Origin of the sequence: Achromobacter sp. UMC71, assembly GCF_014170305.1 — a bacterium.
Taxonomy (GTDB): domain Bacteria; phylum Pseudomonadota; class Gammaproteobacteria; order Burkholderiales; family Burkholderiaceae_B; genus Achromobacter.
The window spans coordinates 72,206-86,066 of record NZ_LZZT01000015.1 but is presented as its reverse complement, the minus strand read 5'-3'; the positions used below and the strand labels follow the sequence as shown (position 1 = coordinate 86,066).

The 13,861-nt window shown below is 64.9% G+C and carries 12 protein-coding genes and 1 tRNA gene; 9 read left to right on the top strand and 4 right to left on the bottom strand.

From position 1 onward, the window contains the following. The first annotated feature begins 19 nt into the window (after positions 1–19). The 4 genes from A9974_RS06700 to A9974_RS06685 all read left to right on the top strand — a co-directional run bounded on the left by A9974_RS06700 (position 20) and on the right by A9974_RS06685 (position 5,620). A complete protein-coding gene (locus A9974_RS06700; protein WP_183003356.1) occupies positions 20–1,117 on the top strand; it encodes a TRAP transporter substrate-binding protein in 1,098 nt (365 codons plus the stop codon). A gap of 110 nt (positions 1,118–1,227) precedes the next feature. Next, the gene (locus tag A9974_RS06695) at positions 1,228–1,890 is read left to right on the top strand and encodes a phosphoribosylanthranilate isomerase (protein WP_183003355.1); all 663 of its coding nucleotides are present in this window, start codon (positions 1,228–1,230) and stop codon (positions 1,888–1,890) included. Positions 1,891–2,104: 214 nt separating this feature from the next. Next, positions 2,105–2,181, top strand: a tRNA-Val gene (locus A9974_RS06690). A gap of 814 nt (positions 2,182–2,995) precedes the next feature. Further along, positions 2,996–5,620 carry an autotransporter outer membrane beta-barrel domain-containing protein gene (locus tag A9974_RS06685; RefSeq protein WP_183003354.1) on the top strand — a complete coding sequence of 875 codons (2,625 nt, stop codon included), beginning with the start codon at positions 2,996–2,998 and terminating at the stop codon, positions 5,618–5,620. Positions 5,621–5,746: 126 nt separating this feature from the next. Here the strand turns inward: A9974_RS06685 and A9974_RS06680 are convergent, their stop codons facing one another. Then, positions 5,747–6,280 carry a phosphonate degradation HD-domain oxygenase gene (locus A9974_RS06680; RefSeq protein WP_183003353.1) on the bottom strand — a complete coding sequence of 178 codons (534 nt, stop codon included), beginning with the start codon at positions 6,278–6,280 and terminating at the stop codon, positions 5,747–5,749. Between the two features lie 229 nt (positions 6,281–6,509). On the opposite strand from A9974_RS06680, the gene A9974_RS06675 reads away from it, so the two are divergent. The 5 genes from A9974_RS06675 to A9974_RS06655 all read left to right on the top strand — a co-directional run bounded on the left by A9974_RS06675 (position 6,510) and on the right by A9974_RS06655 (position 9,634). Further along, entirely contained in the window at positions 6,510–7,130 is a 621-nt protein-coding gene (locus A9974_RS06675; protein ID WP_255468057.1) for a hypothetical protein, read from the top strand. A 103-nt stretch (positions 7,131–7,233) separates the two neighbouring features. Beyond that, entirely contained in the window at positions 7,234–7,584 is a 351-nt protein-coding gene (locus A9974_RS06670) for a hypothetical protein (protein WP_183003351.1), read from the top strand. Positions 7,585–7,590: 6 nt separating this feature from the next. Beyond that, complete coding sequence (locus tag A9974_RS06665; protein WP_183003350.1) at positions 7,591–7,998, top strand: hypothetical protein; 408 nt, start codon at positions 7,591–7,593, stop codon at positions 7,996–7,998. A 45-nt stretch (positions 7,999–8,043) separates the two neighbouring features. Next, positions 8,044–8,469, top strand: a complete 426-nt coding sequence (locus A9974_RS06660; RefSeq protein ID WP_220805867.1) for a YbaN family protein — start codon at positions 8,044–8,046, stop codon at positions 8,467–8,469. 211 nt (positions 8,470–8,680) lie between these two features. Then, on the top strand, positions 8,681–9,634 hold the full coding sequence (locus A9974_RS06655; protein WP_183003349.1) for an alpha/beta hydrolase: 954 nt from the start codon (positions 8,681–8,683) through the stop codon (positions 9,632–9,634). A gap of 16 nt (positions 9,635–9,650) precedes the next feature. Here A9974_RS06655 and A9974_RS06650 read toward each other — a convergent pair whose 3' ends face one another. The 3 genes from A9974_RS06650 to A9974_RS06640 all read right to left on the bottom strand — a co-directional run bounded on the left by A9974_RS06650 (position 9,651) and on the right by A9974_RS06640 (position 13,821). Continuing rightward, positions 9,651–11,432 carry an IlvD/Edd family dehydratase gene (locus A9974_RS06650; RefSeq protein WP_183003348.1) on the bottom strand — a complete coding sequence of 594 codons (1,782 nt, stop codon included), beginning with the start codon at positions 11,430–11,432 and terminating at the stop codon, positions 9,651–9,653. A 67-nt stretch (positions 11,433–11,499) separates the two neighbouring features. Continuing rightward, the gene (locus A9974_RS06645; protein WP_183003347.1) at positions 11,500–12,516 is read right to left on the bottom strand and encodes a TRAP transporter substrate-binding protein; all 1,017 of its coding nucleotides are present in this window, start codon (positions 12,514–12,516) and stop codon (positions 11,500–11,502) included. A gap of 24 nt (positions 12,517–12,540) precedes the next feature. Continuing rightward, the gene (locus A9974_RS06640) at positions 12,541–13,821 is read right to left on the bottom strand and encodes a TRAP transporter large permease (protein ID WP_183003346.1); all 1,281 of its coding nucleotides are present in this window, start codon (positions 13,819–13,821) and stop codon (positions 12,541–12,543) included. Positions 13,822–13,861 lie beyond the last annotated feature (40 nt).

Genomic DNA, 13,861 nt, shown 5'->3' with positions numbered 1-13,861 from the left:
CCTACTGGAGGCCTGTCTCATGCAACGCCGTGCGTTTTTGAAGCGAACCGCCCTGGGGGCCGCTGCGGGCGGTGCCGTCATCGCCGCTCCGGTCTATGCGCAGGACGCGCCGGCGGTGTCCTGGAAACTCGCCTCCAGCTTTCCCAACGAGTCGCCGACCCTGTTCGCTGGCGCCGAAGACGTGGCCCGCTACGTCAGCGACGTCACGGACGGCAAATTCCGCATCGAGATCTTCTCCGCCGGCGACCTGGTGGATGCCGGCCAAGTGCTCGATGCCGTGCAGCACCGCATCGTCGAATGCGGTCACACCGCGTCCACCCGGTTCTTCGACACGGATCCGGCGTTGTGCTTTGATGCCGGCGTGCCGTTCGGCCTGAATACCCGGCAGATGAACGCCTGGATGCTGCAAGGCGAAGGGCTGGCGCTGACGCGCGTGCTGTTCGACAAGTACAACATCCTGAACTTCCCCTGTGGATTGACCGGCGCGCAGATGGGCGGCTGGTTCCGGGGCGAGGTCAAGACCGTGGACGACCTGCGCGGCCTGAAGGTCAAGGCGGGCGGCTTTGCGCGCCAGGTGCTGGCCCGCATGGGCGCGGAGCCCGTCGACCTGCCGGTCGCCGACACCTATGCCGCGCTGGAGCAGGGCGGGGTGGATGCCGTGGCCTGGATCGGTCCGCATGACGACGAGAATCTCGCGCTCTACAAGGTCGCCAGGAATTACTACTTTCCGGGCTGGTGGGCCGGTACGCTGCAACTGTCCCTGTACGTCAACCAGGACGCCCACGACGAATTGCCCAAGCCGTATCAGGCGGCGCTGGGGCTGGCCAGCAGAATGGCCACCGCCAATATGATCGCCAAATATGACGCCGGCAACCCTGACGCACTGCGCCGGCTGGTGCAGCGGGGGGCGCAGCTCAAGGCCTTCCCCAAGCCGATGCTGCAGGCTGCCTACGAGGCCACGCTCAAGCTCTACCAGGAAATGAGCGCCAAAGATCCCATGTTCAAGAAACTGTACGAGAGCATGACTGCGTTTCGCGACAAGGAAATTCCCTGGTTCCGCGTGGCCGAAGGCAGCTTCGACAACTTCATGGCCACGGCGGGGCAGCCGGGCGGCTGAAACCGGCCAGGCGCCAGGCTGCCTGCGGTACGACAGCGCGGCCAGACAGACGGTCCGGCCACGACGTTTATATATACTGGCTGCATCCGTCGCACTGGGCGACGCAAGCGATGAATTCCATGCGCACACGCATCAAGATCTGCGGTCTGACCCGCGAAGAAGACATCGACGCCGCCGTCTCGGCCGGCGTCGATGCCATCGGCTTTGTCTTCTATCCCAAGAGCAAGCGTTGCCTGACGCCCACCCGCGCGGCGCAACTGCGCCGCGCCGTGCCGGCGTTTGTCGACGTGGTGGCCTTGTTCGTGAACCCTGATCCGGCGGACGTGCAGGCCGTGCTGGACCAGGTCGGTCCGGAGCTGCTGCAGTTCCACGGCGATGAAACGCCGCAAGACTGCGCGCGCTATCACCACCGCTACCTGCGCGCTTTCCGCGCGGGCGCGCCCGGGCTGGATACCGCTGAAGACCTGGCGTCGTATTGCCGCGCCTACGGCGAGGCTGCCGGCTGGCTGTTCGACAGCTACAGCGCAGGCTACGGCGGCAGCGGCCATGGATTCGACCACGCCTTGCTCGCCGACGTGAAGGGCGATCCCGTGTCGCGCCCGTTGATCCTGTCGGGCGGCCTGAACCCCGACAATGTCGCCGCCGCGGTGCAATCCGTGCGTCCGTGGGCCGTCGATGTGAGCAGCGGCGTCGAGGTCGAGCAAGGAATAAAAAGTTCTGATAGAATCTCGTTCTTCGTTGCTGCGGTGCATGCCGCAGACGCGAAAAAGTAGGAAGTTTTTCAGTGCTTGGCGTGCCCTTGGTAGTTCTTGTGGCAGGCTGTTGCAGATGAAGAATCACGCGCAGGTAAATGCAAAAGCGAAGTGCGAAAGCGAAGTGCCCAAGCAAAACCAAAGCAAAGATTCTGGAACGCAACAAAAACAGCAAAAAGTCTGAAAAGACGATTTGCACAGTTTAAAAAAGCACTATATAATTCTTCTTCTTTGCAGGCGGTTAGCTCAGCTGGTTAGAGCGCCACGTTGACATCGTGGAGGTCGTTGGTTCGATTCCAATACCGCCTACCAAATTCCTGCAAAGTGGTGCTTGATAGAGCTAGTCAAGCATCGCCTTAAAAGCCGCGACAGTCCAAGACTTTCGCGGCTTTTTGCTTTTTGCTTTTTGCGCCGCCAAGTAGCGCCAAGAGATTTAAGGAGGGAAATGAGGGTAGGGCCCAAAATAATAAAGGCAGGCCCCAGCCCTTATTTTTCTGCCTTTGCGGCGCAGCGATCGACATAATCCGACCACCATTGCATCAGGCGTCTGCGTTCGTCCGAGATACTCGGCGTGGTTATAAACCCAGCGCACGATAAAACCCGGCGCACGATATTGCATTCCTTGCGCACAAGCTGGCGCTCACGTAGCCGGGTCCGCTACGCCAAGCTTCACGGCGCTGCCGCTGATACCGAGTGCGTAGGCATATTGCGTGCGCATGGCGGCCAGTCCCCCGTCGGACTTGAATGCCAGGCTGCCTGCCCTGGCGATGGCGGAGCGTTCGGATCATGGGGCCGGGCGCTGGCGGATCACCGGATGCCGCACTGACTTTCAGAATCGTCCTAGTTCCGCAATGTGAGCGGCACCGTCTCGGGGCCGTCGGGCCTCTCGAACCCTGGGGCGTCTCATGGCATGCCGCCGGTTGATCGAGGCCAACGGTCCCCTGCACTGGGGTCAGACAGTTAAAGCGCTTTCAGAGTTGTCTGATGTTTAGGGGCTGGACTACCGCGCATCATCGTCACCACTGCAACGTACAAACCAACGCGGATGCGGCCGCCCTACAGCGCCAGGTTGACCAGACATGGATACAGGAGAGAGCCCACCCACCCCAAGACCCGAGACTTCATCATGTTCCGCTTTCAACCGCCGTTCATGCTTGGGCTGCTCAGCGCGGCCCTTGCAGTCATTCCCGCCCGTGGCAACGGCGCCGAGCTGGGTGGCGTCGTCGTGACAGGATCCAATCGCGCGCTCAACCCGGGTGACACGATCACCTACGACGGCCCGGGCGCCGCCATCATTGTCTCGGGCGATTCCAGCTCCGTGACCGCGCGCCAGCTCACGATCCAGGCCGGTTCCCACACGCTTAACAGCACCCGGGGTGTACATGTCCGCGGCGGCTCCGCCATCTTGCAGCAAAGCACCATCACGACCCACGGTGTCCAGGGTGTCGGCCTGCAAGCCGATCCGGTCAACGCGACCTCGGCGACGATCAAGGCAAGCGACACGCGTATCGAAACGTTCGGCGCGGATGCCATCGGCGTGGTCGCGAACCGGCCGGGCGCCACGATAGCGTTGGCCGGCACCAGCGTCATAACGCGCGGCGATACCGCCAGTGGCCTGTTCGTCCAGACATCGGGGGCGCGCCTATCGGCCTCGGATGGCAGCGTCAGCACCTCGGGCAAGGCGGCGCATGGCGCCGAGGTGGTCGATAGTGGCGATCTCGAACTTACCAACATGAGGATCAGCGCCTCTGGCAAGAACGCTTGGGGCATCGGTAGCTATGCCACGCAGGCCAGCAGCAGCAACACCGTCACCTTGAACCGTGGCACCCATGTGGAAACGCAGGATGGCGCGGCCCTGGTTGCTGCGGGCGGAAATCACCGGTTTTCGTTGAATGGCGTCGACATCATTGGCCGCGCCGGCGGGGCGGTCGAGGCAGGCCGGTTGTTGTATTCGCTGTCCACCAGCAACACCAATGGCGTGCGCGCGCCCGCTGGCGGTGGCGCGGCCCCCGATATCGCAACCGGCTTGATCACGCTGGACGCCACCTCCTCGCGCCTGGTCGGTGATGTATGGATGGAAAGCGGCAACGCGGACATCGCCCTCAAGGATGGCGCTTCGTTGACCGGCGCGCTCATCGAACACAGTGGCGGCCGCGTCAGAATGATGAAAGTGGACGGCGCCAGCACCTGGAACGTCCGGGGCGATTCGTCGCTGGCCACGCTGGATAACGGCGGCACGGTGGCGTTCGCACCGCCGAAAGCGACCGGCGAGTTCAAGACGCTGACCGTCGACAACTATACGGGCCGTGGCGTGCTGGTCTTGAACACACGATTGGGAGACGACGCCTCCCCCACGGACCGGTTGGTCATCAATGCGGGCACGGCCAGTGGACGCGGTACGCTGCGTATCGTCAACGCCGGTGGCAGCGGCGGCCGGACGGCGCAGGGCATTCGCGTCGTGCAGACCATCAATGGCGGCAGCACGGCGCCGGACGCGTTCAGCCTGGACGCAGGCTCCTCGGGCTTTCGCGCCAGTTCCCGCACGCTGGCGATCAACGGCTACGAGTACAGCCTGGCAAGAGGAGGCCGCGGCGGAGTGGCGCAGGATTGGTACCTGACGTCAGAACGGGCCGCGCCCACACCGGCACCTGCACCGGCCGGTGGGTTGGGCGGTACCCCGGGACAGGCTCCCGCGGGCTCACAACAAAGTGTCGCCCCGCCCGCCGCGGGAGGTCCGGACGCGCCGCGCAACGTCTCGCCCGAGAGCGGGGCCTATCTCTCGAACCAGGTATCGAGCACGTCGCTGTTCGTTCACACCGCGCAAGATCGCATGCCGTCCTATGACGACGCGGCCCAGCCCTTTGATGCGGGCGCCGACGAGACGCCGACGCCGTCCAAGGGGCGCAATGTCTGGACGCGCGTGCAGGGTCGCCGCGACAGCGGCCTGAGCATGGCCCAGGGGAACGTCAAGCTCGAGAGCGAGAGCTATGTGCTGCAATTTGGCGGCGACCTCTGGCAAGCCCCTCTGGGTGACCATGGTGCGCTGCATATGGGGCCGATGGCCGGCTATGGCGAAGCCCGCAGTACTTCGACCTCTCGCCTGGCCCTTCCTGACGGCGAGGCGCGGCGCACGCAGGCTCGCGGCAAGGTCTCGGGGTACTCGGTTGGCGTGTACGGCACAGCCTATCAGAACGATGCCACCCGGCTGGGGGCCTATGCCGACACCTGGCTGCTGTACGGGCGCTATTCGAACCAGGTCAGCAGTGAGCTGGGCAGCACGCATTATCAATCGTCCGTTTTGAGCGGGTCGGTCGAAGCGGGTTATGCGATGGCTCCCTTTGGCGCATCGACCGCACTGGCGCCGGTTGTCATCGAACCGCATGCCGGGATGCTATATAGCCACTATGATGCCCAAGAGGCCTCGCTGCAAGGCACGCGCATGAGCAATGGCGGCGACAACACCTGGAGCAGCCGCGCGGGCGTGCGCGTTTATCCGCGATTCGGTGCGGGCAAGCAGGCGCTGCGCCCGTTTTTCGAAGCGAACTGGCTGCATAGTTTCAACGCTCCGTCCGTGCGCATGGGGCCGAACCGATTCGAGGCTGCACCTTCCCGCGACAGCCTTGAACTCAAGCTGGGAGCCCAGGGCTGGGCCACGCCCGCGTTGCAGCTCTCCGCTCAAGTCGCTGGCGATCTCGGGAGTCATGGCCGGCGCGGGTTAGGGGGTACGTTCAATCTGGCATATCACTGGTAGGCGGAAGGCCCGCTCACGCGTGTGCCAAGCCCGGCGTCACGGTCCGTGAAGATTGCGGGATCGTTGTGCAACGGAACGGGAGCGGATTGTTTATGTCAATCCCGCCTCTGTAGCAGGTCGCAGCCTTCACCCTGCTCGCAAACACCGCTCGGCCATCCTCATATAGTGCCCGAGCGACGGCGTATCCAAACCTACGACTTTGGCCATATCGTCATACCGCCGCAGCCGCACCGCAGCCAGTGCATGCGGCTGGGCGGCGAAAGTCTCGGCCTGCCCGGGCGTGAAGACGCCACCTTGCAGCGCCAGGCTTTGCACCGACGCGGGCGACAGCGTGTCCAGGTAGGCGGGTTCGATCGCGCCCAGGTAGCGCTTGGCGGCGACGTGCAGGCGCACGGGCGCGGTGACGTCCTCGTCGAACAGCTTGCCCAGCGCGTCCGCGGCGACTTCCTGGTGGCGCATGTCGGTGGTGATACTTTCAGCGAGCATGAGGTGGCCGACGTCGTGCAGCAAGGCAGCGACGATCACAGCTTCGGATTCGCCGGCCTGCTCGGCCAGTTGCGCGCATTGCAGCGCGTGTTCGGTCTGACTGATGGCCTCGCCGCCGTAGTAGGCGGCACCGTGGTGGGCGAACAGATTTTCAATGTAGGGCAGGGTGAGCATGGGGCGGCCTCCGCGGTGATGGGTTGCGCGAGACGATAGCGCTTGGCAGTGACATCTAGATGACTAGAACATGTCGGTGCGCTGGCCGGGCGCATGCCACAACGATGATAGTCTTGGGCTTCACCTGGGATGATTCATGCATAGACTGACCCTTCGCGTTGCCGTCTTGAGCTCGTGCCTGTGGCTTGCCGGTTGCCTGGCAACGGCGCCCGTCGCGCCTGCGTCCCGCATGGACGAGATCCCGATGTACGGCGGGCAGGACCGGTCCGAGCCCGCCCTCAAGGCGGCCGACGAAAAGCTGATCGCCGACGCGACCAGCAGTTTCGGTTCGCCTGCCCGCGCGGCGCAGGCCTGGGTCGAGCAGGGGTTCCGTTTTTACCAGGCCGACAAGCTGGGTATGGCCACGCGGCGGTTCAACCAGGCGTGGCTGATGAATCCGGAAAACGCCGAGGTCTATACCGGTTTCGCGGCGGTGCTGCACGACCAGGGCAAGTATTGCGATGCCATGAAGATGATGGAAAAGGCGTTGAGCCTGAAGCCGCCGTCATTTCAGGGCATTTATGCCGACGCGGGCCGTATCGCAGCGCGTTGCGCGGCCGCAGATAAAACCTTGTCGGGGCCGGAACGCGCCGCGATGATCGCGCGATCGGACGCGCTATACCGCAATGGCGAAGCGGTGGAGCCGAACAAAGCCTATCTGTATAACTCGTGGGCCACCGCGTATTACTGGAACGGCCAGTATGCGGACGCCTGGACCATGGTGTTCAAAGCCCGGCGCGCAGGCGGGAACAGCAGTCCACAGTTTCTGCGGATGCTGGGTGAAAAAATGCCACAGCCAGCGCAGCCCTGACATTGCGCACGGTATATTGCGGGGGAGTCCAAAAGGGGAGCTGATCGTGTTCAGAATGTTGGGGTGTTGCCTGGCGGTGTCGTTGCTCGCAGGATGCATGGGCGTGCCCATCGATGCCAACACCGCGCCCCGCGCGGCACAGAACTATTATCTTGATCCAAAGGTCAGCGAAAGCGGGCCGGGCAAGGGCGTGGTGCGCGTCGCCCGAGACAAGGGTGGGTGGGGCAAGTACCAGCCGGCGCTGATCTATGTGGACGGCCAGCATGTGGCGAACATTCTCGAAAATACGGTGCTTGAACTGAATCTAGTCGTAGGCCCTCACAAAGTGGGCTTGCAGATGGTGGACAAGGCGCACCCGATCGATTATCTGGACGTCCAGGTCAAGGACGGCGAGCCGGTAGGCTTGCGCGTGTATGTGGGTGCAACCATGACAATCTTTGAACCCATCAAGTAGGTGCTTATGCTAAGAACCCTTGCGGCGGGTCTGCTGGTTTCGATGCTGGCGGCGTGTGGGACGACCCCGGTCGATCCCAGTCGAGCCCCGCGATTGGAAACGTCCTTTGTGATGGATCCCACATTACTGCAATCGGCGCCCGAAAAGAGTTCGATCCGGGTGGTGCGTGATTCGGGCGCTTGGGGCAGCGCAGTCGATATCCTTCTCTATTTGGATGGCAGGCATATCGCCAGTATCAACGCGAACCGGGTGTTGCAGATCTGGGTGCCGCCGGGTGCGCACAAGGTCGGGATGCAGTCGTTCAATGCGGCCTATCCCGTGACCTATCTGGATGTGACGACCCGGGCGGGCGAGGTGGCCGATTTCCGGGTGTACCAGGACGGCAGTGACTGGCAGTTCGTGCGGCTCAAGTAAGTGCATGCGGCCAGCGGGCCGGCGTACGTTATCCTGCACCCCATCATGATGAGAGCACTTTGGCTGATCCTGGGTTGCGTGATGCTGGCGCTGGGCGTGATCGGCGCCTTTTTGCCGGTGATGCCGACGACGATTTTCCTGATCCTGGCGGTGGGGTGCTTTTCGCGTTCGTCGCCGCGCCTGGAACGCTGGCTGCTGGACAGTCCTACCTATGGCCCCTCGCTGCGCGCGTGGCGCGAGCAGGGCGCGGTGTCGCGCAAGGGCAAGCTCTATGCGTCGCTGGGTATGGCGGTGGGCTATGGCCTGTTCTGGTGGGGCGCGCATCCGTCGTTCTGGCTGGCCGCGGGCGTGGGCCTGTTCTTTCTTGCAAGCGCGGCCTATGTGCTGACCCGGCCCAGTCCGCAAGCACTTGATAGTGCAGAGCAAACGTCCGCTGATGGGCCTGGGGCCGGGCCCGCGGCAGGCAACTGACGCCGGATTGAAAGCCACGCCAGCCCGTAACGCGTCGAAACGGACGCGTCGTGGTCACTCGCGGTCAGCACCGCGGTTCTCTGCTTAAACTGCTTGCAGCGCGGCCAGGGCGTGCTGTTCATAAAGGGTGCGAGGCGCCTTTTGGTGTCCACAGGCCTCAGTCCGGCGGACGCGTCGTCCGTCCGGGGTCGTTGGTCCGCGAGGAAGACCTATGCATATCAAACGACGAGAACTCCTGTTCGCCGGTCTGTCCAGCGCCGCGCTGGGATTGATGAATGAGCCGGCGATGGCCATGTCCATTGCTGCGCCGGCAGGGCAGCAGGCCATTGACTTGTGGCCAGGCAACCGGCCTCCCGGGGGAGGCGGTCCGACAGCGGCCGAGACGGTCAGCGCCAAGGGCTCGGTCACGCAGGTGTCGCGGCCGCGCCTGGTGGTGTACCGGCCCGAGCGGCCCAACGGCACAGCCATGCTGGTGATCGCTGGCGGCGGCTACGCCCACATCGAGCGTGGCACGGAAAGCACGCCGGCCTGCCTGTGGCTGCAATCCCGGGGAGTGACGGCATTCGAACTGGTGTACCGGTTGCCCGGCGAGCACTGGCCCACTGTAGCGCCGTTGCAGGACGGACAGCGCGCCATGCGGGTGATCCGGGCATCGGCGTCGGAATTCGGATTGGATACCGGGCATATCGGCGTGATGGGGTTTTCCGCGGGCGGGCATCTGGCGGGCATGACGGCGGCCACGCCGGGCCTGGCCCGTTACCCGCTGCTGGACGAGACCGACAAACTATCGTCGCGGCCGGATTTCGCGGCGCTGATCTACCCGGTGCTGACCTTCATGCCGCCGTTCGATCACACCCATGCCCGCCGCGAGATCGTTGGCGAGCATCCCACGGCCGAAGCCAGCGCGGCGTTCTCTGTGGACCATCTGGCCACGGCGCAGATGCCGCCGACCTTCCTGGCGCAGGCGCAGGACGACCCTATTGCACCGGTGGACAACAGCCTGCTGATGTTCGGCGCCCTGCGGCGCCTGGGCGTGCCGGCCGAGATGCACATTTTCGCAGCCGGCAAGCACGGTTGGGGCATGGGCAAGCCCGGGTCGCTGGTGCAGGCCTGGCCCGAGCTGTTCGCCAAGTGGGCGGCCTTCAACCAGTTCTTCAAGGCCTGATCGGCAACGCGTCCGCTCAATGCGAGTGCCGGGGATCGCCCCGGGTTTCGACCACCTTCAGGTACAGCGTGGCGGGCTCCAGGCAGCCGCCGGTGGACAGCTGGCCCACCAGTTGGCGGTACAGCGCCTGCCAGGGGGTCTGCGCCTCGGGCGGCTGGTAGCCGGGAGCCTGCCGGCGCCGTTCCATTTCGGCGTCGTCGACCAGGGCGATGACGCTGCGCTGGTTCAGGTCGACGCGTATCCGGTCGCCGGTGCGCAGCAGCGCCAGGCCACCGCCCACGGCCGCCTCAGGCGACATGTTCAGGATGGACGGGCTGGCCGAGGTGCCGCTCTGGCGGCCGTCTCCCAGGCAGGGCAGCGAGTCGATGCCGCGCTTGATCAGGTGGGACGGGGGCGCCATGTTCACGACTTCGGCGCTGCCGGGATAGCCGACGGTGCCGGCGCCGCGGATGACCAGGATGCAGTGTTCGTCGATGTTCAGCGACGGGTCCTCGATGCGGGCGTGGTAGTCCTCGGGGCCTTCAAACACGATGGCGCGGGCCTCGAACGCGTTCTCGTCGCCGGGGGCCGACAGATAGGCGCGGCGGAAGGCTTCGCCCACCACCGACATCTTGATGACGGCGCTGTCAAAGAAATTGCCGGACAGCACGATGAAGCCGGCACGGTGCTTCATGGGGGCTTCGCAGCTGCGGATGACATCGGTGTCGCGGGTCTTGGCGGCGGCGGCGATGTCGCCGATGGTCTTGCCGGACACGGTGGCGCAACTGGCGTGCAGGCGTCCGGCGGCATGCAGTTCGTGCAGCACGGCGGGCACGCCGCCGGCGCGATGGAAACCTTCGCCCAGGTGTTCGCCGGCCGGCACGCAGTTCACCAGCAGGGGCACGTCTTCACCCAGCCGTTGCCAGTCGTCCAGGCTCAGGTCGATGCCGGCATGGCGCGCCATGGCGATCAGGTGCGGCGGGCAGTTGCTGGACGCGCCCAGCGCCGAGGCGACGACGATGGCGTTTTCGAAGGCCTCGCGGGTCAGGATGTGGGACGGGCGCAGGTCTTCGCGCACCATGTCGCAGATGCGCAGGCCGGTGGCGTAGGCCATCTGGCCGCGTTCGCGGTAGGGCGCCGGGATGCTGGCGCAGGTAGGCAGCGACATGCCCAGCGCCTCGGCCAGCGAATTCATCGACAGCGCAGTGCCCATGGTGTTGCAGTGGCCGATCGAGGGTGACGATGCCGTGGCCAGGGTCATGAAGCCTTCGTAGTCCAGCTTGCCCGCGGCCATGAGGTTGCGGGCGTGCCAGATGACGGTGCCGGAGCCGACGCGCTGGCCGTCGTGCCAGCCATCCAGCATCGGCCCGCCCGACAGCACGATGGCGGGAATGTCCACGGTGGCGGCCGCCATCAGGCAGGCGGGGGTGGTCTTGTCGCAGCCAGTGGTCAGCACCACGCCGTCCAGGGGATAGCCGTGCAGGATCTCGACCAGACCCAGATAGGCCAGGTTGCGGTCCAGGGCCGCGGTCGGGCGCCGGCCCTGTTCGGCCAGCGGATGCACCGGGAATTCCATGGGGATGCCGCCCGCGTCGCGGATGCCGGCCTTGATGCGTTCCGCCAGCGCCAGATGGTGGCGGTTGCAGGGCGCCAGGTCGCTGCCCGTTTGCGCGATGCCGATGATGGGCCGTCCGGACTGCAGTTCTTGCCGCGTCAGGCCGTAATTCAGGTAGCGCTCGACGTAGATGGCCGTCATGTCGGCGTGGGCGGGATCATCGAACCATTTCTGGCTGCGCAGCTTGCGGGGAGTGTCGGTCATGGATGCCTCGTGTGCTTCGGGTCGCCTGCGGCGCGGGGAAGACCGCGCCGCGGGCCTTTGACGGCGCCTAATTGCGCGCCTTGCTGATTTCGCTGTTCAACTGCTGGATGAGCGCCGGGCCCAGTTCCTGGGTGTACTTGTCGACCACGGGCTGCACTTTTTCGCGCATCCGCGCCACTTCTTCGGGCGAGACGGTGTTGATCTTCATGCCGGCCTGCTCCAGCGTGCCCATGGCCTTGAGCGAGTCGGCCCGGCTGTCCTGGCGCTCGAAATCGCGCGAGGCTTCGGCGGCCTGGCGCACCAGGCGCTGTTCGTCGGGCGACAGTTTGTCCCACCATTTTTTGGACGCCAGCACCACCCAGGGCGTGTAGACGTGGCGGGTGATCGTCAGGTAGGGCTGCACTTCGTAGAACTTGCTGCTCTGGATCGTGGTGATCGGATTTTCCTGGCCGTCCACGGTGCGGGTTTCGAGCGCGGTGAACAGTTCGGAGAACGGCATGGGCACGGCGTTGGCGCCGAGCGTGTTGAACACGCCCAGCGCGATCTGGTTCTGCATGACACGCAGCTTGATGCCCTGCATGTCTTCGGCGCGCACGATCGGGCGCTTGGAGTTGGTCATGTTGCGAAAGCCGTTCTCCCAATACACCAGGCCGACCAGGCCCTTGGCTTCCAGCTTCTTGAGCAGATCCTGGCCCAACTGGCCGTCGAGCACGGCGTCGGCCTCTTTCTCGCTGTTGAACAGGAAGGGCAGGTCGAAGACGCCGAATTCCTTGACCATGCCGGCCAGCGGCGCCGTGGACCCGACCATCATTTCCTGCGCGCCGCCGGCCAGCGCGCCCTGCATCTGTTCGTCCGATCCCAGGTTGGCCGAACCGAAGGTCTTCATCTTGAGCTTGCCGCCGCTGATCTTTTCCAGTTCCTGCGCCAGATAGCGGGCGGCGCGGCCCTGGACGCTTTCCTCGTTCAGGCCGTAGCCGAAACGGATCAGGCGCGGCTTGACGTCGGCGGCGGCCGCGATGCCGGCGAACGCGCAGGACAGCGCGGCGGCCAGGATGACAATGCGGGTCTTGAAGGGCTTGCTCATGGTGTTCCTCCTTGAAGTGTTTTTCTAATGCATCCAGCTTGCGGGGACGGTGATCAGCTCGGGGAAGATCACCAGCACGACCAGCAGCAGCGTGTAGGCCACGACGTAGCGCCAGACGCCTCTGCAGATGGTTTCCATGTTGATGCGGGCAACGCCGCAGACCACATTCAGTACCGTGCCCACCGGGGGCGTGAGCAGGCCGACGCAGCCCACCATGACGAACATGACGCCGAAGTAGACGGGATCGATGCCGGCCTTGGTGACGACGGGCATGAGCACCGGCGCCAGGATCAGGATGGTGGGCGTCAGGTCCATGACGGTGCCCACCAAGGTCAGCAGTACCAGCAGGGCGAACATCAGCAGCTTGGGCTGGTCCAGCACGGGTTCCAGCAGCGCGATCAGGTCCTGCGGCATGTCGGCCAGGGTGATCATGTAGGACGAGACCATGGCGGCCGCCACCAGGAACATGACGACGGCGGTGGTGCGCGCGGCATTGACGAACAGCGGCAGCAGATCGCGCACGGCGATCTCGCGGTAGACGAACAGGCTGACCAGCAGCGCGTAGACGGCGGCAACCACGGCGGCTTCGGTCGGCGTGAAAATGCCGCCGCGCAAACCGCCGATGATGATGACTGGCAGCATCAGCGCCCAGGCCGATTCGCGCAGCGCTCGCAGGCGGGCGCGCCATGGCTGGCGGGGCGCGGGTTTGATCGCGCCATGCTTGCGCGCGACCCAGGTCCACACCGCCACCAGCGTCAGGCCCATCATCAGCCCGGGTGCGATGCCCGCGAAAAACAGCTTGGTGATGGAGACGTTGGTGGCGACGCCGAAGATGATGAACGAGATGGACGGCGGAATGATCGGCGCGATGATGCCGCCGGCGGCGATCAGGCCCGATGCCTGGCCGGCGTCGTAGCCTTTTTCGCGCAGCATGGGAATCAGCAGGGAACCGAGCGCGGCCGCGTCCGCCACGGCCGAGCCGGACAGGGCTGCCAGCAGCACGCTGGCGAAAATCGCGACATAGCCCAGGCCGCCTTTGATGTGGCCGACGAACATGCTGGCCAGGTTGACGATGCGGCGCGAGATGCCGCCGGCGTTCATCAGTTCGCCGGCCAGCATGAACAGGGGCACCGCCATCAGGGTGAAGCTGTTGGCGCCGGACAGCATGTTCTGCGACAGGATCTGGGTATCGAAGAAATCAAGCTGGAACATCATGGCGATCGCGCTGAGCAGCAGCGCGAAGGCGATGGGCATGCCCAGGGCGATCAGCCCCAGCAGCACGAGCAGGAAGACGGTCAGGATCATGGGTCGGGTCCGGGGGGGCGGTGGCGGAAGGAGGAGGGGC